Source organism: Dermacoccus sp. 147Ba, from assembly GCF_004151355.1.
Lineage (GTDB): Bacteria > Actinomycetota > Actinomycetes > Actinomycetales > Dermatophilaceae > Dermacoccus > Dermacoccus abyssi.
The window spans coordinates 51,914-72,914 of sequence record NZ_SEHL01000002.1; the positions used below are offsets into that span (position 1 = coordinate 51,914).

The 21,001-nt window shown below is 70.3% G+C and carries 23 protein-coding genes and 1 riboswitch; of the genes, 21 read left to right on the forward strand and 2 right to left on the reverse strand.

What is annotated here, in order from left to right:
• Positions 1–45 precede the first annotated feature (45 nt).
• The 20 genes from EVU97_RS02575 to EVU97_RS02670 all read left to right on the forward strand — a co-directional run bounded on the left by EVU97_RS02575 (position 46) and on the right by EVU97_RS02670 (position 18,805).
• Entirely contained in the window at positions 46–759 is a 714-nt protein-coding gene (locus tag EVU97_RS02575) for a hypothetical protein (protein ID WP_240730103.1), read from the forward strand.
• On the forward strand, positions 756–1,745 hold the full coding sequence (locus tag EVU97_RS02580; protein ID WP_129663301.1) for a dihydroorotate dehydrogenase: 990 nt from the start codon (positions 756–758) through the stop codon (positions 1,743–1,745). The genes EVU97_RS02575 and EVU97_RS02580 overlap by 4 nt, the downstream gene beginning before the upstream one ends.
• A gap of 28 nt (positions 1,746–1,773) precedes the next feature.
• A complete protein-coding gene (pyrF, locus tag EVU97_RS02585) occupies positions 1,774–2,643 on the forward strand; it encodes an orotidine-5'-phosphate decarboxylase (protein WP_129663303.1) in 870 nt (289 codons plus the stop codon).
• A gap of 108 nt (positions 2,644–2,751) precedes the next feature.
• A complete protein-coding gene (gene gmk / locus EVU97_RS02590; protein WP_129663305.1) occupies positions 2,752–3,312 on the forward strand; it encodes a guanylate kinase in 561 nt (186 codons plus the stop codon).
• Between the two features lie 17 nt (positions 3,313–3,329).
• A complete protein-coding gene (gene rpoZ / locus EVU97_RS02595) occupies positions 3,330–3,593 on the forward strand; it encodes a DNA-directed RNA polymerase subunit omega (protein WP_047312698.1) in 264 nt (87 codons plus the stop codon).
• 10 nt (positions 3,594–3,603) lie between these two features.
• The gene (gene coaBC, locus EVU97_RS02600; protein ID WP_129663307.1) at positions 3,604–4,878 is read left to right on the forward strand and encodes a bifunctional phosphopantothenoylcysteine decarboxylase/phosphopantothenate--cysteine ligase CoaBC; all 1,275 of its coding nucleotides are present in this window, start codon (positions 3,604–3,606) and stop codon (positions 4,876–4,878) included.
• Between the two features lie 62 nt (positions 4,879–4,940).
• Positions 4,941–6,158, forward strand: coding sequence for a methionine adenosyltransferase (gene metK, locus EVU97_RS02605; RefSeq protein WP_047312700.1), 1,218 nt, complete (start codon positions 4,941–4,943; stop codon positions 6,156–6,158).
• Between the two features lie 116 nt (positions 6,159–6,274).
• Positions 6,275–8,542, forward strand: coding sequence for a primosome assembly protein PriA (locus tag EVU97_RS02610; protein ID WP_129663309.1), 2,268 nt, complete (start codon positions 6,275–6,277; stop codon positions 8,540–8,542).
• 25 nt (positions 8,543–8,567) lie between these two features.
• Positions 8,568–9,302: an HAD-IA family hydrolase gene (locus EVU97_RS02615; RefSeq protein ID WP_129663311.1), complete on the forward strand. Its 735-nt coding sequence runs from the start codon at positions 8,568–8,570 to the stop codon at positions 9,300–9,302.
• A 79-nt stretch (positions 9,303–9,381) separates the two neighbouring features.
• On the forward strand, positions 9,382–10,320 hold the full coding sequence (gene fmt, locus EVU97_RS02620; protein WP_047312701.1) for a methionyl-tRNA formyltransferase: 939 nt from the start codon (positions 9,382–9,384) through the stop codon (positions 10,318–10,320).
• Positions 10,313–11,962, forward strand: a complete 1,650-nt coding sequence (locus EVU97_RS02625) for an RsmB/NOP family class I SAM-dependent RNA methyltransferase (RefSeq protein WP_370448513.1) — start codon at positions 10,313–10,315, stop codon at positions 11,960–11,962. The genes fmt and EVU97_RS02625 overlap by 8 nt, the downstream gene beginning before the upstream one ends.
• A 48-nt stretch (positions 11,963–12,010) precedes the next feature.
• The gene (gene rpe, locus EVU97_RS02630; protein ID WP_047312871.1) at positions 12,011–12,667 is read left to right on the forward strand and encodes a ribulose-phosphate 3-epimerase; all 657 of its coding nucleotides are present in this window, start codon (positions 12,011–12,013) and stop codon (positions 12,665–12,667) included.
• A gap of 57 nt (positions 12,668–12,724) precedes the next feature.
• Positions 12,725–12,854, forward strand: a riboswitch (FMN riboswitch).
• 138 nt (positions 12,855–12,992) lie between these two features.
• Complete coding sequence (gene ribD, locus EVU97_RS02635) at positions 12,993–14,060, forward strand: bifunctional diaminohydroxyphosphoribosylaminopyrimidine deaminase/5-amino-6-(5-phosphoribosylamino)uracil reductase RibD (protein ID WP_129663313.1); 1,068 nt, start codon at positions 12,993–12,995, stop codon at positions 14,058–14,060.
• A gap of 5 nt (positions 14,061–14,065) precedes the next feature.
• A complete protein-coding gene (locus EVU97_RS02640) occupies positions 14,066–14,698 on the forward strand; it encodes a riboflavin synthase (protein ID WP_129663315.1) in 633 nt (210 codons plus the stop codon).
• A complete protein-coding gene (gene pnuC, locus EVU97_RS02645) occupies positions 14,695–15,387 on the forward strand; it encodes a nicotinamide riboside transporter PnuC (RefSeq protein ID WP_129663317.1) in 693 nt (230 codons plus the stop codon). Before EVU97_RS02640 ends, pnuC begins: the two co-directional genes overlap by 4 nt.
• On the forward strand, positions 15,387–16,640 hold the full coding sequence (ribB, locus tag EVU97_RS02650) for a 3,4-dihydroxy-2-butanone-4-phosphate synthase (RefSeq protein ID WP_165357849.1): 1,254 nt from the start codon (positions 15,387–15,389) through the stop codon (positions 16,638–16,640). The genes pnuC and ribB overlap by 1 nt, the downstream gene beginning before the upstream one ends.
• Entirely contained in the window at positions 16,637–17,113 is a 477-nt protein-coding gene (gene ribH, locus EVU97_RS02655; protein ID WP_047312705.1) for a 6,7-dimethyl-8-ribityllumazine synthase, read from the forward strand. Before ribB ends, ribH begins: the two co-directional genes overlap by 4 nt.
• A gap of 67 nt (positions 17,114–17,180) precedes the next feature.
• Positions 17,181–17,444, forward strand: a complete 264-nt coding sequence (locus tag EVU97_RS02660) for a phosphoribosyl-ATP diphosphatase (RefSeq protein WP_047312873.1) — start codon at positions 17,181–17,183, stop codon at positions 17,442–17,444.
• 14 nt (positions 17,445–17,458) lie between these two features.
• Positions 17,459–18,304: an ATP phosphoribosyltransferase gene (hisG, locus tag EVU97_RS02665; protein WP_047312706.1), complete on the forward strand. Its 846-nt coding sequence runs from the start codon at positions 17,459–17,461 to the stop codon at positions 18,302–18,304.
• A 39-nt stretch (positions 18,305–18,343) separates the two neighbouring features.
• The gene (locus EVU97_RS02670) at positions 18,344–18,805 is read left to right on the forward strand and encodes a PH domain-containing protein (protein WP_240730104.1); all 462 of its coding nucleotides are present in this window, start codon (positions 18,344–18,346) and stop codon (positions 18,803–18,805) included.
• A 34-nt stretch (positions 18,806–18,839) separates the two neighbouring features.
• Here EVU97_RS02670 and EVU97_RS02675 read toward each other — a convergent pair whose 3' ends face one another.
• On the reverse strand, positions 18,840–19,451 hold the full coding sequence (locus EVU97_RS02675; RefSeq protein ID WP_129663321.1) for a hypothetical protein: 612 nt from the start codon (positions 19,449–19,451) through the stop codon (positions 18,840–18,842).
• A gap of 51 nt (positions 19,452–19,502) precedes the next feature.
• Here EVU97_RS02675 and hisF point away from each other — a divergent pair, with 51 nt between their 5' ends.
• Positions 19,503–20,255 carry an imidazole glycerol phosphate synthase subunit HisF gene (hisF, locus tag EVU97_RS02680; protein ID WP_129663323.1) on the forward strand — a complete coding sequence of 251 codons (753 nt, stop codon included), beginning with the start codon at positions 19,503–19,505 and terminating at the stop codon, positions 20,253–20,255.
• Between the two features lie 80 nt (positions 20,256–20,335).
• On the opposite strand, the gene EVU97_RS02685 is transcribed toward hisF, so the two are convergent.
• Complete coding sequence (locus EVU97_RS02685) at positions 20,336–20,980, reverse strand: TIGR03085 family metal-binding protein (RefSeq protein WP_129663327.1); 645 nt, start codon at positions 20,978–20,980, stop codon at positions 20,336–20,338.
• Positions 20,981–21,001: the final 21 nt, after the last annotated feature.

Below are 21,001 nucleotides of genomic sequence, written 5' to 3' on the forward strand. Positions count from 1 at the left end.
GCGCCCGGCATCGCCGAGGCGGCGCGGCCGGGACAGCTCGTTTCGGTGGCGATCGGTGACGAGGCGTCGGCGATCATCACCCGACGCGCGCTGCCGCTGCGGGCCGTCACTCCCACGGGAACGTTCGGCGGCACCGTCGAGGTCGTCATCGACCCCGACGCCGACGAGGCCAGTGCCTGGCTCGCCGGGCGACGCCTCCACGACGAGGTGAGCATCCTCGGCCCGCTCGGGCGTGGCTTCCCGCTGCCGTCGCAGCCGGTGCGTGCGGTCGTCGCGGGCGTCGGTGCCAGCGCGGCGTCGCTCGTGTGGCTCATCACCGAACTGCGTCGAGCGGGGAGCCAGGTGCCGCGCGTCGTCATCGGCGGTCGCGACGACCGTCACCTGCTCGGTGTCATCGAAGCACGCCGTCTCGTGGGTGACGTCGTCACCGTGGTGCCGGAAGCGGGGGGCGTGACGTCGCTCGAATACCTCGTGCAGGTCGCGCTCGATGCCGCGCTCCGAGTAAGTGACGCACCGGTGGTGTACGCCGCCGGCGACGTGTCGGCTCTTGCGGCGATGACGGCGGCCTCCCAGGGTCGAGGGGCCGTGCTGCAGGGTGCGTTCGACATGCCCATGCCGTGCGGCACCGGCCTGTGCGGTGCGTGCATCGTGCCGGTCGCCGGGGCGTCCGGCGACGTTCGCAGTGTTCGATGCTGCAGCGAGGGCCCGGTGCTGCCCGGTGACCGCGTCGTCTGGCACGACCTGTTGGAGCAGCGATGAGTCCGCAGACGCCGAAGGGCGCTGAGCCGCAGACGAACACGCCTCCCGAAGACATCGACGTGTCGGTCACGCTCGGCAACCACCGCCTCGCCTCGCCGCTTCTCGCGGCGTCCGGCTGTGGCGGGTTCGGGCACGAACTCGTGCGCTGGGGTGGACTCGGCGGGTTCGGGGCCCTCGTCACGCCGACGCTGACGAGTGAAGCCCGGGAGAGCAGCGAACGCCGCGTCCTCGTCGAGACGCCCTCGGGGGTGGTGCACCCGCACGACGTGCCGAACATCGGCGCCAACGCCTTGAGCGCCACGCGGCTGCCGTGGGAGATCTGCGGCGAGACGCCGGTCGTCGCGTCGATCGCGGGGGACACGAGCGGCGACTTCGCCGAGGCTGCTGCGGCCGTGCGTCGTCGCACCGCAGCGCGCGGTCTGCTCGGTGTCGAGATGAACCTGTCCGTGCCGAACGAGGCGAACAGCGGGCGCCCCTTCGCGCGTGACGAGTACGCCGTGACGAAGGTCGTCGCCCGTGTGCGCGAACACCTCCCACGCAACCTGCTCCTCTTCGCCAAGCTCACGTTGGGCACGGATGTCGTCGAGTTGGCCCGCGCCGCACTGAAGTCGGGTGTCGACGTCATCGTCGTCGGTCACCCGCCGGCAGCGACGAGCATCGACCCGACGACGCTGAGACCCCGCACGCGCGGCGCGGCGACGATGGCCGGGCCGGCACTGCTGCCCATGACGCTCGGCGCCGTCTTCGAACTCAAGGCCGCGATGATCGCCGGCCGACTCCCGAGCGCGCCGATCGTGGCCGGGGGCGGCATCGCGCGGGCTGAGGACGTCGTCGCAGCCCTCGCAGCGGGAGCGAGCGCGGTGCAGATGGGAACCGCGCTCATCCGCGACCCACGCGCCGGCGTCACGACCCTCGACGCACTGCGCCGCCACTGCTCAGAGCTCTCCATGCCCCCGTCTGCCATGACCGCCGTCGCGCACCGCTGACGCCGACCGTTCGACCAGGAGAACCGCCATGACCACCACGTCACCCGAAGCCGGTTTCGGTGCTCGACTGAAGGCCGCGCACGAGCGCTTCGGCCCGGCCTGTGTCGGCATCGACCCCCACCGTGGCCTCGTCGAGGGGTGGGGGCTGCCCTACAGCTACGAGGGTGTCGAGCGGTTCGCGCTGACGTGCGTCGAGGCGTTCGGCGGACGCGTCGCCTCCGTCAAGCCGCAGTCAGCCTTCTTCGAGGTGTTCGGCTCGCGCGGTGTGGCACTGCTCGAGCGCGTGACGAAGGAACTGCGCGAAGCAGGCACGCTTGTCGTGCTCGACGTGAAGCGCGGCGACATCGGCACGACGATGACGGCCTACGGGGAGGCGTTTCTCGGCAAGGACGCGCCCGAGCCGGCCGACGCGGTCACGCTCAGCCCGTACCTCGGGTACGAGTCGCTGCGCCCGGCGCTCGACCTCGCGCGGGACACCGGACGCGGCGTGTTCGTGCTCGCGCTCACCTCGAACGCGGAGGGCGCAGGCGTCCAGCACGCGAGTACGCCCGGCGGCAGCGTCGCGGGCGACATCGTCGCTGCGGCAACCCGCGACAACGCCGAGGCTGCCGGCCGGGGGGAGTGGGGCCACGTCGGCTTCGTCATGGGCGCCACGATCGGCTCGGCGCTCGACGACCTCGGCCTGCGCGACGCGCTCGCTGCGTCGAACGCGCCGGTCCTCGCGCCGGGCTTCGGCGCGCAGGGCGGCACGGTCGAGACGATCAAGGAAGTCTTCGGCGCCTCCGTCGAGCGCGTCATCCCGACGACGTCGCGCGACGTGCTCAAGGCCGGCCCGGACGTCAGCTCGCTCATCGAGGCTGTGGAGCGCACGCGCGAGAGTGTGGCTCGCTTGGCGTGAGTCGCTCGGCCTGAACAGGGGCCGGGCGGCCAACTGTCGGCCTGTGAAAGGATGAGCGACACGCCCTCGCGGGCGTCTCGCACCAGTTCGCCGTGGAAGGAATCCTCGATGAGTGGACGCCTCGTCGTCCTGGCCGGCCCCACCGCGGTCGGCAAGGGCACCGTCGCCGCCTACATCCGCGAGCACTACCCGGAGGTGTGGCTCTCGGTCTCCGCGACGACGCGCCCGCCACGCCCGGGTGAGATCGACGGAGTCCACTACCGCTTCCTCAGCGACGAGGAGTTCACCCGGACGGCGCGCGAGGACGGCTTCCTCGAACACGCCATCGTCCACGGTCGTGCCTCGTACGGCACGCCGAAGGCCCCCGTCGAGGAGGCGATGGCCGAGGGCAAGCTGCCGCTGCTCGAGATCGACCTCCAGGGTGCGCGCCAGGTCAAGCAGAACGCGCCCGACGCGTTCTTCGTCTTCCTCGAGCCGCCGAGCTGGGACGAGCTGGTGCGCCGGCTCGTCGGGCGCGGCACCGAGACCGAGGAGGAGCGCGAGCGACGCCTCCAGACCGCGAAGGTCGAACTGGCCGCGAAATCCGAGTTCGACCACGTCATCGTCAACGACGACGTTCGGCGTGCGGCCGAAGAACTCGTATCATTGATGAGAACCCCCGAAAACTGACGACGAAACGAGTGATTGTGTCCGGCACCAAGGCCGAGCCCATCGGCATCACGAACCCGCCCATCGACGACCTCCTCGAGATCGCGGACAGCAAGTACGCGCTCGTGACGTACGCCTCGAAGCGCGCGCGTCAGATCAACGGCTACTACAGCCAGCTCGCTGACGGCCTGCTCGACAACGTCGGTCCGCTCGTCGAGGCCCAGCCCAACGACAAGCCGCTGTCCATCGCGCTGCGCGAGATGAACGAGGGTCTGCTCTCGATCGAGAAGCTCGAAGCCTGAGTCTCGCCAGATGCGCATCGTTCTCGGTGTGACGGGGGGCATCGCCGGCTACAAAGCGGCGTTGCTCCTTCGTCTTTTCACGGAGAGTGGGCACGACGTCACGGTCGTGCCCACTTCTGCTGCACTCGAATTCGTCGGCGCTCCCACGTGGGAGGCGCTCTCGGGCAAGCCGGTGCAGACGGGTGTCTTCGAGAACGTGCACGCGGTGCCGCACGTCAAGCTCGGCCAGAGCGCCGATCTCGTCGTCGTGGCACCGGCAACGGCAGACCTGCTCGCCAAGGCCGCGTGTGGCATGGCGAACGACCTGCTGACGAACACGCTGCTCACGGCGCGCTGCCCGGTCGTCATGGCTCCGGCCATGCACACCGAGATGTGGCTTCACCCGGCCACGCAGGACAACGTCGCCACGCTGCGTGAGCGCGGCGTGACGATCGTCGAGCCCGCGTCGGGTCGACTCACGGGCGCCGACACCGGCCCCGGCCGCCTGCCCGACCCCGACGTCATCTACGAAGCCGCTTTGGCTGCGGCCGCGAGCGGTACACGCCGTGACGGTGCCGAGAAGGTTCCTGTCGCCCGCGAACAGGGGCCCTTGGCCGGGCGCACCGTGCTGGTCACCGCCGGCGGCACGCGTGAGGCCATCGACCCCGTGCGCTACCTCGGTAACCGCAGCAGCGGGAAGATGGGCTTCGCCATCGCAGCAGCTGCCGCCGACCTGGGCGCCAAGGTCACCCTCGTCACGACGGTCACGCCGCCCGCTGACGTTGCGTCCCGCGTCGACGTCGTCATGGTCGAGAGTGCCCGGGCCATGCGCGAGAAGGTGCTCGAGGCCGAGCCCGACCTGCTCGTCATGGCGGCCGCCGTGGCCGATTTCCGCCCGAGTGAGGTGGCCACGTCGAAGATCAAGAAGACGCACGGCGCGGGCGACGACTCGGCGCCCGTCATCACACTCGTGCGCAACCCCGACATCCTCGCCGAAGCCGTCGCGCAGCGTGACGCGAAGGCCGACTCGGAGGCGCGTCGTCGCGTCATCGTCGGGTTCGCCGCCGAGACGGGCGACGCCGACGGCGACGTCCTGTTCCACGCCCGCGCCAAGCTCGCTCGCAAGGGGTGCGACGTTCTCGTGGCCAACGAGGTCGGCGACGGCGTCACGTTCGGTCAGGACGAGTCGACCGCCCACCTGCTGCGTGCCGACTCCGACGAGGTCGTCACCGTCGGGCCCGCCCCGAAGTCTCACATCGCGGCAGCGGTCGTCGACCTCGCCGCGTCTATCTTCACTACTCAGTAACATGCTGTGACGGGGTGGTTCGCGCCCCAGTCAGCAGCCGCTGCCCACGTCAGGAGTCCGCTTTGACCCGTCTGTTCACCTCCGAGTCCGTCACCGAAGGTCACCCCGACAAGATCTGTGACCAGATCAGTGACGCGATCCTCGACGACATGCTCAAGAAGGACCCGAAGTCGCGCGTCGCGGTCGAGACGATGGTGACGACGGGCCTCGTGCACGTGGCCGGCGAGGTGCGCACCGAGGGCTACACCGACATCGCGACGCTCGTGCGCAACGTCATCACCGAGGTCGGCTACGACTCCTCGCTCAAGGGCTTCGACGGGCACAGCTGCGGCATTTCCGTCTCGATCGGCCAGCAGTCGGTCGACATCGCGCAGGGCGTCGACCAGGCGCACGAGCACCGCGTCGACGGTGGTGTCGACCCCCTCGACCTGCAGGGCGCCGGCGACCAGGGGCTCATGTTCGGTTACGCCTGCGACGACACTCCCGAACTCATGCCGCTGCCGATCTTCCTCGCGCACCGCCTTTCCGAGCGCCTCACCCGCGTGCGCAAGGACGGCACGCTCGAGTACCTGCGCCCGGACGGCAAGACGCAGGTCACCATCGCCTACGACGGTGACAAGGCGGTCGGCCTCGAGACGGTCGTGCTCTCGACGCAGCACGACGAAGGCATCGACCTGGGCGGGCAGCTGGCGCCCGACATCGAACGTCACGTCATCGACCCGGTCATCGCCGAACTCGCGGCCAGCGGCGTCGCGCTCGACACCACGAACGTGCGCCAGCTCATCAACCCGACGGGCAAGTTCGTCATCGGCGGCCCCATGGGTGACGCCGGCCTCACCGGTCGCAAGATCATCGTCGACACCTACGGCGGCATGGCCCGCCACGGCGGCGGCGCCTTCTCCGGAAAGGACCCGTCGAAGGTCGACCGCTCGGCCGCCTACGCCATGCGCTGGGTGGCCAAGAACGTCGTCGCCGCAGGCCTCGCGAAGCGCTGCGAGGTGCAGGTCGCCTACGCCATCGGCAAGGCTCAGCCGGTCGGCCTCTACGTCGAGTGCTTCGGCACCGAGACCAAGCCGCTCGACGTCATCCAGAAGGCCATCGACACGACGTTCGACCTGCGCCCCGCCGCGCTCGTCGAGCAGCTCGACCTCCTGCGCCCGATCTACCAGCCCACCGCGGCCTACGGCCACTTCGGTCGCACCGAGGCACCCGGCCTGGAGAACGGGTTCACGTGGGAGCGCACCAACCGCGTCGAGGAACTGCAGCGCGCTGCCGGCTGATCACCGACCTCACAGAGCGAAGGGCGCCGCCTGTCCACACCGGACGGGGCGGCGCCCTTCGGCGTCCACGCGGGGACGTTCGACGGTTGTCGGAGGTGTGCCGTATACATGGGGCCATGAGCGAGCCGCACGCACCGACCAGCGAACAGCTGGCCCTGCTGCGTGAGGCCGCGCGTCCCCAACGCAAGGAGCCGGGAGACGCCAGCACGGACGTCGCCGACGCAGCGCCCGCGTCGTCCGGGTCGAAACCCGACCTGGTCGCCGTCGTCTGGCCCATGCTCGAAGTGCCTCACCTCGACCGCGAGTTCGAGTACACGGTGCCCGAGGAGATGTGTGACGACATCGCAGTCGGTGTCGCCGTCAAGGTGAGGTTCAAGGCGCAACAGATCACCGGCTACGTCGTGGCTCTGCGCGAGCAGGCCGAGTTCTCGGGCACCCTGCGGCCCATCCAACGCGTCATCTCGTCCCAAGTCGTGCTCACGCCGCACGTGTGGGAGCTGGCTCGCGCCGTGGCCGCTCGTGACGCGGGGAACGTCAGCGACGTCCTGCGCCTGGCCATCCCGCCCCGGCACGCCCGCGCCGAGGCGGCGCTCGACGCTCGGGACGAGAAGGCCGCGGCGTCAGAAAGGGCGGATGTCGACGCCGTCGGGGAGACCGCTGACGCATCGGACACGACGGCGGCGGACGGATCGCCGGGTGCGCCGAGCGACGATGAGCGGGCCGAGAGCGAGCCGACCGAGCCTGCCGGGGCAGCGGTCGACGAAGCATCGAGCGCCTGGCGCTTCTACGGCGGCGGGTTGTCGCTCCTCAAGCACATCGCCGACGGCGAAGGGCCACGTGCGTCGTGGAACGTGGCACCCGGGCTGTTCGGTGACGACGCCTGGCCGGCGGCAGTCGCAGAGCTCGCCGACGCGGCTCGACGTTCGAAGCGGGGGAGCCTCGTCGTCGTGCCGGACGCGCGCGACGTCGAGCGCGTGCTCGAGGCGTGCACCGCACTGCTCGGGCGAGACAAAGTCGTGCGCCTCAGTGCCGATCAAGGGCCGCAGGCGCGCTACACCTCGTTCCTCAAGACGGTGCGCGGTGAGGCCGACGTCGTTGTCGGCACGAGGGCCGCGATGTTCGCCCCAGTGAAGGACCTGGGGCTCGTCGTGTGGTGGGACGACACGGACTCGCTGCACGCCGAGCCCCACGCTCCCTACCCGCACGTGCGCGACGTCCTGCGCGAGCGAGCCCGCCTCAGTGGTGCGTCGCTCGTCTCAGCCGGACCCACGCGATCGGCGGCGGTCGAGGCCTGGGTGGAGAGCGGGGATCTCGTCGCCGTCGATGCCGTGGCTCGTACCGGGCCGGCCGTCGTCGTGACGGGGGATGACCGGGCGGTCGAACGTCACGGCCCGGCCGCCCGGGCACGCATTCCCGCCCAGGCCTGGCGCGGAGCCACGGACGCACTCGCACACGGCCCCGTCCTCGTTCAGGTGCCGCGGCGTGGCTACGTTCCGGCTCTCGCCTGTGCGCGCTGCCGCACGAAGGCCGCGTGCCCCGTTTGCCACGGGCCGCTGGGGTTGGCCGACGAAGGGGCCACGCCCGCGTGTCGCTGGTGCGGCCACGTCGCCCACGTCATCACCTGCCCGGAGTGCGGTGCGCACGACCTGAGGTCACTCGTCGTCGGTGCCGGTCGCACCGCGGAGGAACTGGGGCGTGCCTTCCCCGGCGTGCCGGTGCGCCGATCGGGTGCACCGGACGTTCTGGCCACGGTGCCCGACACCCCCGCGCTCGTCATCGCAACGCCCGGTGCAGAGCCGGTCGCCGAAAACGGCTACAGCGCAGCCATCCTGCTCGACGCGTGGGCACTGCTCGATCGCGCCGGGCTCGACTCGTCCGAGCGGGCGCTCACGCATTGGTCGACCGCCGCGGGCCTCGTGCGGGGCGCCGCTGACGGGGGAGCGGTCTACCTGTGCGGCGTGCCGCGCCACGTGCCGTTCCCGAGCGTGGAGGCGCTCGTGCGTGCGGCGCCGCGGTGGTTCGCCGAGCGCGAGCTGGCCGAACGCGCCGAGGTCGGTCTACCCCCGGTCGTCCGGATGGCCGCGCTCGAGGGGCCGAGACGTGCGGCGCAGGACGTGGCCGACGAGGTCTCGCGCCGCGCGAACGGCGACGGCGTGCCGCTCGACGTGCTCGGACCACTGCCGTTGGGACGACGCCACATGTTCGATCGCGCGACGGGCCGCTCGAACGACGACGACCCGAAGGTGCGCTACCTCGTGCGCTGGAACGACCCCGGTGCGCCCGAGCCCCCGAAGCTGCTGCGTGGCGTGCAGGCCGCCCGCTCGGCGGCACGCGAACCGGTCGTCACGCTGCGGCTCGACCCGATGCTCGACGGCCTGGCATGAGAACCATTCCGTTACGGTGGGCGCCATGACTTCGACGCCTGACCTGAGCAGACTCGACGACATCGACGGCCCCGATCTCGAGGAACTCGGGGGCTTCACGGACGACACGGCCCCCAACCCGGTCGACTTCGTCGTCTTCGACATCGGCAACGTGCTCATCCGCTGGGAGCCGTTGCTCGCCCTCGAACCCGTCGTCGGGCGCGAGCGCGCCGATGCCTTTCTCACCGAGGCCGCCATCGACTTCCACGGGCGCAACTTGCGCGCGGACGGGGGCACGCCGTGGTCCGAGATCGTCGCCGAACTCACCGAACACGACGCAGCCGTCGGAGAGGTGGGCCAGGCCTACGTCGACCACTACGCCGACGCCATCCGCGAGCCCATCGACGGCACCGTCGCCATCCTGCGAGAACTACACGAAGCGCAGGTGCCGCTGTTCGCCGTGACGAACTTCTCGGCCGAGCTCTTCCCGATCGCCCGAGAACTGCACGACTTCCTCGAGCTGTTCGAGGAGATCATCGTCTCCGGCGAGGAGGGCGTGACGAAGCCCGATCCGGAGATGTGGGAGATCCTCGAGGAGGTGACCCGTCACATCGGGGGCCTCGAGGACGCGGTGTTCATCGACGACTCGAGCGCCAACGTCATGAGCGCCGAGCAGGCGGGGCTCGACGCGTTGCTGTTCACCGACCCGGACACGCTGCGCGACGAACTGCTCCTGAGGGGTCTGCCGTTGGCGCCGATCGTGCGTGACTGTCGGCGCTAGCGCGCCCACTAGACTTGGCCGGACGTCGGCCGAGGCCGATACCCCGACCCCGCTCCACTCGACGAAGGGACGTGCTCCCATGCGCGTTGTGTTCGCCGGCACTCCCGAGGCCGCGGTTCCCTCGCTGAGCGCACTGCTCGACTCGGCCCACGACGTCGTGGGTGTCATCACCCGCCCCGACGCCCGCTCTGGGCGCGGTCGCAAGACGTCCGCTTCGCCGGTGCGTCGCGTCGCCGAGGACGCCGGCGTCGAGGTACTCACGCCGACCAAGCCGTCCGACCCCGAGTTCGTCGCACGTCTGCGCGAACTGGCACCCGATGCCTGCCCCGTCGTCGCCTATGGCGCGCTCATCCCACGTGACGTCCTCGACGTGCCTCGTCTGGGCTGGATCAATCTGCACTTCTCGCTCCTGCCCGCGTGGCGTGGCGCTGCGCCCGTGCAGCACGCCCTCATGGCCGGCGACGATGTCACGGGTGCCTCGACCTTCCTCCTCGAGGAGGGCCTCGACACCGGGCCAGTCTTCGGCACGATGACAGAGGCCGTCCGCGCCACGGACACGGCCGGCGACCTGCTGGGACGCCTCGCCGAGGGCGGAGCGTCGTTGCTCGTCAAGACCCTCGATGCCCTTGAAGCGGGAGAGGTCACGCCCGTCGCCCAGTCGGCCGACGGTGTCTCCCTCGCGCCGAAGATCCTCGTCGAGGACGTGCAGATCGACTGGAAGTCGCCCGCCTTCGCTGTCGACCGCCGCATTCGCGGCGCGTCCCCGGCGCCAGGGGCCTGGACGACGTTCCGGGCTGAGCGCCTCAAGGTGCTGCGCAGCACCCTCGCGGTGACCGACGAGGCGAACCCGCCCCTGGCGGCCGGTGCGCTGCGCGCGACGAAGAAGCAGGTTTTCGTGGGCGCCGTCGGAGGCACCCTGGAATTGCTCGAGGTGCAGCCTCAGGGCAAGAAGAGCATGGTCGCGGCCGATTGGGCACGCGGCGTACGAATCGACGAAGGAGAACGCCTCGGTGGCTGACGCGCGCGAAGGATCGGGTGGCTGGGGCCGCGGCTCGAACCCCCGACGGGACGACCGCGGTGACGGTCGCGGCTCTCGCGGTGGCCACGACGCCTCGCGTCGTGACGCCAAGGGCCGAGAGCGATCGGATGCCCGGCTGCGCAGTGCGGGCCACCGCAGCGCGGCCGCCCCGTCCGAGCGACGCCGCAGCGGCGACCCGGCGCGTACCGCGGCTCTTGCCGTTCTGCGCGCGGTAGACGACGGCGCGTACGCCAACCTCGAGATGCCCAAGGTGTTGCGTCGCCACGACCTCAGCGGTCGCGACGCGGCCTTCGCCACCGAACTGGCCCTCGGCACCATCCGGCGTCAGGGCCTCTACGACCGGGTCATCGAGGTCGGAGCAGGCCGCGCGCCAGCCGACATCGACCCGATCGTGCTCGACATCCTGCGCCTCGGAGTTCACCAACTGCTCTCGATGCGCGTGCCCACGCATGCGGCGACGTCCGAGACCGTCGCGCTCGCTCGTGAGCATGCGGGCGCCGGTGCGTCCGGCTTCGTCAACGCCGTTCTGCGCCGCGCTGGGGAACGTGACCGCGACACCTGGATCGCCGCCCTCACCCGTGGCGTCGAGGACGCCGACGACGTGCGCGCCATCGCGACGTCGCACCCGGCCTGGGTCGTCTCGGCCCTGCGTCAGGCACTGCGCGGTCACGAAGCGGCCGGCGGTGAAGGTCAGCCGAGCCTCGACGACGCGCTCGACGCGTTGCTCACCGCGGACAACGAGGCACCCCGCGTCGCGCTCGTGGCACGTCCGGGCCTCGCGGACGTCGACGAACTCGTCGAGGCCGGTGCCGAACTCAGCGATCTGTCGCCCATCGCGGCTACCCTGCCGTTCGGCGACCCGGCGAACATCCCGGCCGTCCGCGAGACGCGCGCTGCTGTGCAGGACGAAGGCTCTCAGTTGCTCGCCATCGCCCTGGCCGAAGCGCCCGTCGAGCCTGCGAAGCCGATCGAGGCCGACAACGAGATGGCCGAGGCCTCGGCCCGCCCCACGACCGGCGAGCAGTGGCTCGACATGTGCGCCGGCCCGGGTGGCAAGGCGGCGGTACTCGGTTCCATCGCGCACCTGCGCGGACACGTCCTGTTCTGCAACGAGTCGAGCGAGCACCGCACCGAGCTCGTTCGCCGCACGCTGCGCGCTCTGCTCGACGACGGCGCCGAGATCTACGTCGGCACCGGTGACGGCCGTGAGCTCGGCGCCGAGGAACCCGCGACGTACGACCGCGTCCTGCTCGACGCTCCCTGCACCGGCCTCGGTGCGATGCGTCGCCGACCCGAGTCGCGCTGGCGCCGGCGTCCCTTCGACGTCGCAGAGCTCGCCGCCCTGCAGGTGGAACTGCTCAACTCCGCGCTCGACGCCACGCGTCCGGGCGGCATCGTCGGCTACGCGACGTGCTCGCCGCACCCGGCCGAGACGCTCGCTGTCGTCGGTGAGGTGCTCGGTGCGCGCGACGACCTCGTGCAGGAGGACGCTTGGCCGTACTTCCTCGACGCCTACGACGAGCCGCTCGAGCGCATCGGCACCCTGCCGTCGGTCCAGCTGTGGCCGCACCTTCACGGCACCGACGCCATGTTCTTCGCCCTCCTGCGCAAGACGCGCTGACCACCGGAAAGGCCCGAGATGACCGACACCACCCGCGTCGAACCCACCATGCGCATCGCGCCGAGCATCCTCTCGGCCGACTTCGCCAACCTGCAGAGCGAACTCGACGCGATCAAGAATGCCGACTGGGCACACGTGGACGTCATGGACAACCACTTCGTGCCCAACCTGACACTCGGGCTTCCCGTCGTAGAGTCGCTGCTCAAGGTGGCACCCATGCCGCTCGATGCGCACCTCATGATCGACGACCCCGACCGCTGGGCCCCGCAGTACGCGGAAGCGGGCTGCAAGAGCGTCACCTTCCACGTCGAGGCCGCCGCCGACCCGAAGAAGATCGCGCGTGACATCCGCGCTGCCGGTGCCCGCGCGTCGATGGCCATCAAGCCCGGCACCCCGTGGGAGCCGTACGAGGAACTGCTGCCCGAACTCGACATGGTGCTCGTCATGACGGTCGAGCCCGGATTCGGTGGGCAGTCCTTCATGGCCGAGCAGATGCCGAAGGTGCGCGCTGTGCGCGAGAGCGTGAAGAAGCACGGCGGTGACATCTGGATCCAGGTGGACGGCGGCGTCTCCGCGAAGACGATCGAGCAGTGCGCCGAAGCCGGTGCGGACACGTTCGTCGCCGGTTCCGCCGTGTACGGCGCGGCCTCGGCGGCCGACGCCGTCGAGGATCTGCGACGTCTCGCAGCCGGCCACGCTCACTGACGTTCCGATCGTTGACACCCGGGGTCGCAGGCGCGCACCCCGGGTGTAGCATGAGCGGCGTGCTCCGGGGTAGGTGAAATTCCTAGCCGGCGGTTAAAGTCCGCGACCCGGCCCGCTTCGTCAGGGGTCGGTTGACTCGGTGAGATTCCGAGACCGACGGTTAAAGTCCGGATGGGAGGCAGCATGAGGGCGGTCGCGTGAGCGAGCGCCGGTGTTCGGCATCGCCCAAGATGCCGTGCACTGCTCGTCGTGTGACGAGCCTGCATTTCGTGCGATCTCGCACCACCCCGGTGAACGGTGACGTTCCGAACCGGAGGTGACAACGATGAAGCTCGACCGCTCAGGCGCCGTGCGTCGTGCCGTCGCGCTCGCGGCTCTTTCGCCGCTTCCGGACGCGAACCCGCGCGTCGGCTGCGTCATCGTCTCGACCGACGGCTCGGTGCTCGCCGAGGGCTACCACCGAGGCGCCGGAACGCCGCACGCCGAAGCGGCGGCCATCGCCCAGGCGAACGCCGATGGCGTGGACCTGCGTGGAGCCACCGCTTACGTCACCCTCGAACCCTGTGCCCACCAGGGCCGTACGCCGTCCTGCGCCCGCGCGCTCGTCGCAGCCGGTGTGGGCCGCGTGGTCTACGGCCAGAGCGACCCGAACGGCGCAGCCGCCGGGGGAGCAGGCGTCCTCTCGGACGCGGGCATCGCCGTCGACCAGGACGCCGAGCTTGCACGCCAGGGGGCCGCGCTCAACGAGGACTGGACGTTCTCCGTCACCCACGCTCGGCCCGTCGTCCGCTGGAAGTTCGCCGCCACCCTCGACGGCTTCAGCGCTGCCGCCGACGGCACCTCCCGATGGATCACCGGTTCCACGGCCCGCGCAGATGTCCACCGGCTCCGCGCGGAGCACGGCGCCGTCGTCGTCGGCACGGGAACGGCGCTCGCCGACGACCCGCAGCTCACCGTCCGCGACACCGACGGCACGAACCTCCCGACGCAGCCCCTGCGCGTCGTCGTCGGTGACCGCGACCTGCCCGCCGACGCTCGCGTCCTCGACGACGCCGCCGAGACCCTCCAGCTGCGCACCCACGACGTCGACGCCGTTCTCGAGGTGCTGCACGAGCGCGGCATCCACGCGGTGTGGCTCGAGGGCGGGCCGACGCTCGCCGCCGCCTTCCTCGCGGCCGAGCGCGTCGACGAGGTACTCGCCTACGTCGCCCCCGCGATGCTCGGCGCCGGCAGGCCCGCAGCGGCAGACTTCGGCGCCGCGTCCATGACCGACCTGCGGCGTTTCGACCTCGTCGACGTGACGAGCCTCGTCACGCCCGCTGATGCCACCACCCCAGCGCAGACCGACCTGCGCCTGACCCTGCGCCCGCTTGCGACGCGTGAGGAGAGCTGAACACCGTGTTCACCGGAATCGTCGAAGCCAAAGGCCGGGTTGCCTCGATCGAGCACACCGCCGACGCCGTCGTCCTGGCCGTCGAAGGGGCCGAGGTGCTCACGGACGCGCACCACGGCGACAGCATCGCGGTCAACGGCGTCTGCCTCACGGTGACGACGTTCGACACCCTCACCTTCACGCTCGACGTCATGAAGGAAACCCTCGACCGCACGAGCCTCGGTGCTCTGCAGCCCGGATCGCCGGTCAACCTGGAACGCGCCATGCGGGCGGACGCCCGGTTCGGCGGCCACGTCGTGCAGGGTCACGTCGATGGCACGACGCGCATCGTCGCCATCGAGCCGGGGGAGCGCTGGAGCGTCGTGCGCTTCGACCTGCCGGTCGAGCTCGCGCCCTACGTCGTGGAGAAGGGTTCGATCACGCTCAACGGCGTCTCGCTCACGGTGGCCTCACGCGAGGCCGACACCTTCACCGTCAGCCTCATTCCGACGACGCTCGACCTCACGACGTTCGGTGACGCGAGCGTCGGCGACGTCGTCAACGTCGAGGTCGATGTGCTTGCCAAGTACGTCGAGCACCTCGTCGGCCCGCGCCTTGCGGCCCTCGAGGAACGCCTGGCGAAGGCGGAGCGCGCATGAGCGTCTGGGAGCAGATCTACACGGCGCACCTCACGATCGGCGGCTCGCAGATCACGTGGCGCGAGATCATCGGCAACGGCTTCGGCATGGCCTCGGCGATCGGCGGCATGCGCCGCAAGGTGTGGGCATGGCCTGTCGGCATCGTCGGTAACGTGCTGCTCTTCACCGTGTTCGCGGGCCTCGTCTTCGGCATGGACGACCGGGCGCCGATGCTCGGGCAGGCCGGGCGTCAGATCTTCTTCATCGTTACCTCGCTCTACGGCTGGTACGTGTGGCGCGAGAGCAAGAACAAGGGCAGCACCGGCGAGGCCGTCATCCCGCACTGGGCGAGCGCGAAACAGCGTCTCGGCTACGTCATCGCCTGGGGCGCGGGCGTCGTCGTCATGCACTGGGTGTTCGAGATCATCGGTGCCGGGTGGCCCGCCCCTTGGTGGTACTTCTGGTGCGACGCCTGGATCTTCGTCGGCTCGCTACTCGCGACGTACGCCATGGCCCGGGGCTGGAACGACTTCTGGCTCATGTGGCTGGCGGTCGACCTCGTCGGCGTGCCTGAACTCATCTATTCCAAGTACTACCCGAGTGCTGCGCTCTATGCGCTGTACGCCCTGCTCGTCGCCTACGGCTTCACCCAGTGGCTGCGTGCCTCACGCAGCCGGGACGTGGCGGCCCGTGAGATGGAGGCATCGTGATGACCACCCCGAACGCATCCGAGGAGGCACTGCGGCTGTCGAGCGTCGAGGACGCCCTCGAGCAGCTGCGTGCCGGACGCCCCGTGCTCGTTGCCGACGACGAGAACCGCGAGAACGAGGCCGACATCGTCATGGCCGGCGAGACGATGACCGCCGAATGGATGGCGTGGGCGATCCGTCACAGCTCGGGGGTCATCTGCGCACCGATGCCGGACGACGTGGCCGACCGGCTCCTCCTTCCGCCGATGGTCTCGCGCAACGAAGACCCGAAGGGCACCGCGTACACGATCTCCGTTGATGCGAAGGGCGGCGTGCACACCGGCATCTCGGCCGCCGACCGCGCACTGACGCTGCGTCTGCTTGCCGACCCGACCACGCCTCCTGACGCACTGACGCGCCCCGGTCACGTCTTCCCGCTGCGCGCCCGACCGGGCGGCGTGCTCGAGCGTGACGGCCACACCGAGGCGTCGGTCGACCTGTGCCGCCTCGCGGGCCTCTCGCCGGTCGCGATGATCGTCGAACTCGTCCACGACGACGGCGCGATGATGCGCCTGCCGGGTGCCGTGGAGCTCGCCGAGGCCGAGGGGCTCGCCGTCATCACGATCGAGCAGCTCATCGAGTGGCGCCGGCGCCACGACCGCGTCGAGCACATCGCCTCCGCCAACCTGCCGACGGAGTACGGCACGTTCACGGCGTGGGGCTTCGAGGACCGCGAGAGCGGCGCTGAGCACCTGGCCCTCGTGAGCGAGCGCGAGCCGGGGGAGGTACCGCTCGTGCGCCTGCACTCCGAGTGCCTCACCGGTGACGCCCTCGGTTCGTTGCGCTGCGACTGCGGCCCGCAGCTGCGGGAAGCGCAGCGCCTCGTCTCGCGCGAGGGCGGCGTCGTGCTGTACCTGCGCGGCCAGGAGGGGCGCGGCGTCGGGCTGCTCAACAAGATGCGCGCGTACGGCCTGCAGGACGCGGGCTTCGACACCGTCGACGCTCAGGTCGAGCTCGGGCTGCCCATCGACGGACGCGAGTACGGTGCGGCGGCCGCCATGTTGCGCGCGCTCGGTCACACCCGCGTGCGGCTGCTGACGAACAACCCCGACAAGGCAGCGCAGCTCGCGCGCTTCGGCATCGAGGTCGTCGAGCGGGTTCCGCTCGTGGCCGGTATGGGCCCGGACAATGCGACGTACGTGCGCACCAAGATCGAACGTCTCGGTCACACCTTCGACCGTGGCGACGAACCTCAGGTAGGAGAAGCATCATGAGTGGACACGGTTCCCCCGATCTCAACGTCGACGGCTCGGGTCTGCGCGTCGCGATCGTCGCGGCCAGCTGGCACGACGTCGTGATGAACGGCCTCATCGACGGCGCTCGCCGCGGCCTGGCCGACGCCGGCGTCGCCGAGTCCGACGTCACGCTCGTGCGCGTGCCCGGCACCTTCGAACTGACAGCGGCCTGCGCGCGTCTTGCGCAGAAGTTCGACGTCCTCGTCGCGCTCGGCGTCGTCATCCGTGGCGGAACGCCGCACTTCGACTACGTCTGCAGCGCTGCCACGGACGGCCTCACCCAGATCGGCGTCACGACGGGCAAGGCCATCGGCTTCGGTGTGCTCACGTGCGACAACGACGAGCAGGCGCTCGACCGTGCAGGCCTGGAGAACTCCTCGGAGGACAAGGGCCACGAGGCCGCGACCGCGGCCGTCGCCACCGAGGTGACGCTGCGCGCGCTCGGTGCATGAACGTCGTCCGGCTTCCATGCCGGACGGCGCGCGGGCCGAGGGCGTGCGACCGGTAACCTTGCACCCTGTGAAGACGTTCGAAGAGCTGTGGGCCGAACTCAATGAGAAGGCGCAGACGCGCCCAGAGGGTTCCGGCACCGTCGCCGAACTCGACCGGGGCGTGCACTTCATCGGCAAGAAGATCGTCGAGGAGGCCGCCGAGGTGTGGATGGCCGCCGAGCACGAGGGCAACGCCGCCGCGGCCGAGGAGATCAGTCAACTCCTGTACCACCTGCAGGTGCTCATGATCGAGCGCGGTATCACGCTCGACGACGTCTACTCCCACCTCTGAGCCGGAAGGACACCATGCTGCGCGTCGCAGTCCCCAACAAGGGCGCCCTTTCCGAATCCGCCGCCTCGATGCTCAAGGAGGCCGGCTACCGCGGGCGCCGCGACTCCAAGGAACTCGTCGTCGTGGACGCCGACAACGAGGTCGAGTTCTTCTTCCTGCGCCCCAAGGACATCGCCGTCTACGTCGGCTCGGGAACCCTCGACCTGGGTATCACCGGGCGCGACCTCATGCTCGACTCCGGTTCGAAGGCCGTCGAGCACCTGCAGCTCGGCTTCGGGGCGTCCACGTTCCGCTACGCCGGGCGTCCGGGCGTCGCGTCGAGCGTTGCCGACCTCGAAGGTCGACGCATCGCGACGTCGTTCGCCGGCCTCGTCAGGGCCGACCTCGAGAAGAACGGTGTGAACGCTGAGGTCGTTCGCCTCGACGGTGCGGTCGAGACGGCTGTGACGCTCGGCGTCGCCGACGTCATCGCCGACGTCGTCGAGACCGGTACGACCCTGCGCAACGCCGGACTCGAGGTCTTCGGTGACCCGATCCTCACGAGCGAGGCCCTGCTCATCCGTCCCTCCGACCGCGAGCTGTCCGGTCAGGCTGCGACTCTCGTGCGCCGTCTCGAGGGCGTTCTCACCGCGCGCCACTACGTCATGATGGATTACGACATCGACGCCGCACTCGTCGAGGAGGCCGCCGCGCTGACGCCCGGCAGCGAGTCGCCCACCGTGTCGCCGCTTCACGACCCGAACCAGGTCGCCGTGCGCGTCATGGTGCACCGCCGTTCGCTCAACCGCGTCATGGACGAGTTGTACGACCTCGGAGCGCGCGCCATCCTCGTCACCGACATCGCCGCCTGCCGGCTCTGATCCACGCGTCGCGCCCGAGCACCCGAGAGGAGTCATCACATGGCCAAGAACGAGGACGCCTATCGTCCGTTCATTCCGCGTCGCGGCCGAGCGGTGGCCTTCGCAGCCGCCGTGGCGATGGTCGTGACCTTCGGTGTCGTCGCCTTCGTCGTCCTGCCCACCGGCGGGGCTACCGGTTGGACGATGCTCGACAAGTGGGCCGTGTTCTTCTTCGGCTGTTTCCTCGGCTGGGGTCTGAGCCGGTGGGGTCTCGTCAAGGCCGAGCCGTCGCCCGAGGGCATCACGGTGCGCAACCTGCTGACGAGGCGCTTCGTGCCGTGGGCCGAGATCGTCGGCGTCCAGTTCGGCGGCGGGCGCCCGTGGTGCCTGCTCGACCTGGCCGACACCGAGCAGCTCGCCGTCATGGCGATCCAGCGCGCGGACGGCCCGTCCGCCGAGGCGGAGGCCTCACGGCTGGCCGCTCTCGTCCACGTCAATCAGGGCGAGATCCCGAACGACTGAACGGTCACGTTCTGTTTGAGGCAGGTCGGCGGCCTCAGTGCGCAGCGGAGCGTTCTTCGTCCGTGAGGTCGCTCGCGTCGACGACGACGTCCGCCCGGGGCGGATGCGCGGTGAACCAGGACCGTTCCTGCGCCTCCCAGCTCACCCAGTACGGCGCGAACATCTCGCCGTCGCGACGCAGTGCACGGATGCGCCGCTGCTCGCGCGAGGCCTCCAGCCACGCCGAGCCCTCCGCGATGTTCTGTCCCACCCATCCGGCGCCGACGCCCTCGACGATGAGGGAGCGGGTGGCGTGGATGGGCTCACGCTCGCGCGGTGGCATACCGGCCCACTGCGTCGGCTTGTAGCTCGGAGAGCGGCCGGCGCGCCAGTGTTCGACGAGCTGGCGGGCACGCAACACGCCGCTGGGCAGGCTGTCCCAATCGCGGTAGAGGTCGTCGAGGTGAAGCACCTGGGCGCGAGGGTAGTGCTGAGCGAGGCGGTCCGAGAGCTGGGTCTTACCTGCCCCGGAGCGCCCGTCGAGGGTGAACAGCCAGCGCTCGTTCAGGGACGCGCGGGTGTCGAACCACGCGAGCACGGCGTCCGGTGACAACGTCGGCGCCGCGGCGAGACCGGGCGATCGGACGGCGATGGGCGGCGTGTTCACGGAGCAAACGTACCGGCCGGGCGCGCGGCCTGAGGGCTTAGGCTCGGTGCCATGACGGTTGCGGTACGTGTCATTCCCTGTCTCGACGTCGACGCAGGACGCGTCGTTAAGGGCGTCAACTTCGAGAATCTTCGTGACGCGGGCGACCCCGTCGAACTCGCGGCACGCTACGAGCGTCAGGGCGCTGACGAACTCACCTTCCTCGACGTCACCGCGAGCTCGGCGGACCGATCGACGACGTACGACCTCGTCGCGCGCACGGCCGAGCAGGTCTTCATTCCCCTCACCGTCGGGGGAGGCGTGCGCACTGTCGGCGACGTCGACCGTCTGTTGCGTTCGGGCGCGGACAAGGTGGGTATCAACACCGGTGCCATCGCCCGCCCCGAGGTCATCGCCGAGATCGCCGACCGCTTCGGCGCCCAGGTTCTCGTGCTGTCCGCGGACGTGCGGCGCATCGACGGGCGCTACGAGGTGACGACGCACGGTGGCCGCACGAGCTCCGGCCTGGAGGCCGTCGAGTGGTGTGCGCGCGCGGAGGAGTTGGGGGCAGGGGAGATCCTGCTCAACTCGATGGACGCCGACGGCACGAAGCGCGGATTCGACCTCGAACTCATCGAGGCAGTGCGCCGCGAGGTCACCGTGCCTCTCATCGCGAGTGGTGGCGCGGGCGCCGTCGAGCACTTCCCGGACGCGGTCGAAGCCGGCGCCGACGCCGTGCTCGCAGCCTCCGTCTTCCACTACGGCGAGATGACGATCGGCGACGTCAAGCAGGCCCTGGCAGCCACCGGTGCGCCGGTGCGCTGACCGCGCCACTCGATTTCGGGCCTCACCTTCAACTCGAAGGTGGGGCCCGAATTCGTTGAACTAGCAAGGAAGGACGCTGGTCAGATGCCCTTCGGCGCCGACGCGAAGCGGTTGATGTCGTCCGGCTCGCCCGCGAACTGAACGAAGCTCATGCGGCCCGCCAGGTGGAGGAGAACCTCGCTGGGCAGGCCCTCGATGACCACTTCACCGAGCGGCTCGTCGGGGCTGGTGAGGGCAACCGGCGTGCGTCCCGGGCAGAGGGCGGCAACGCGCATCCGCGAGTGGCGCAGCATCATCGTGCCGGCGGCCGGCAGGGCGGCGTAAAGCGAGTTCTGCAGGCGCTCACCGACGGTGCGCACCTGCGATTCGTCGGCGTAAGGCAGCTGCGCGCGCAGGATGTCCTCGTGGTGGATGAAGTACTCCTGCAGGTTCGCGCGCGCGTCGACCGCGGGGATGCGGAAGGGCGAGAACTCGTGCGGGCCTCGGCGCACCATGTCGACGAGGTCCTCGAAGGGACGCAGCGCGTAGCGCGCGCGGGTACGCTCGGCGAGGTCGCGTGCCTGGGGCAGAAGGATGCCGACGGCCTCCGGGCGACGCTCACGCATCGCGAGGTGGGCCAGGAGGTCCTTCACGGTCCAGCCGTCGCAGAGCGTCGGAGCGTCCGGTCCGATCCGTAGGGCGGTGTCGCAGAGAGCCTGTCGTTCGGCTTGGGCATAGTTCGGCATGGCGCAATGTTGTCACCCCCG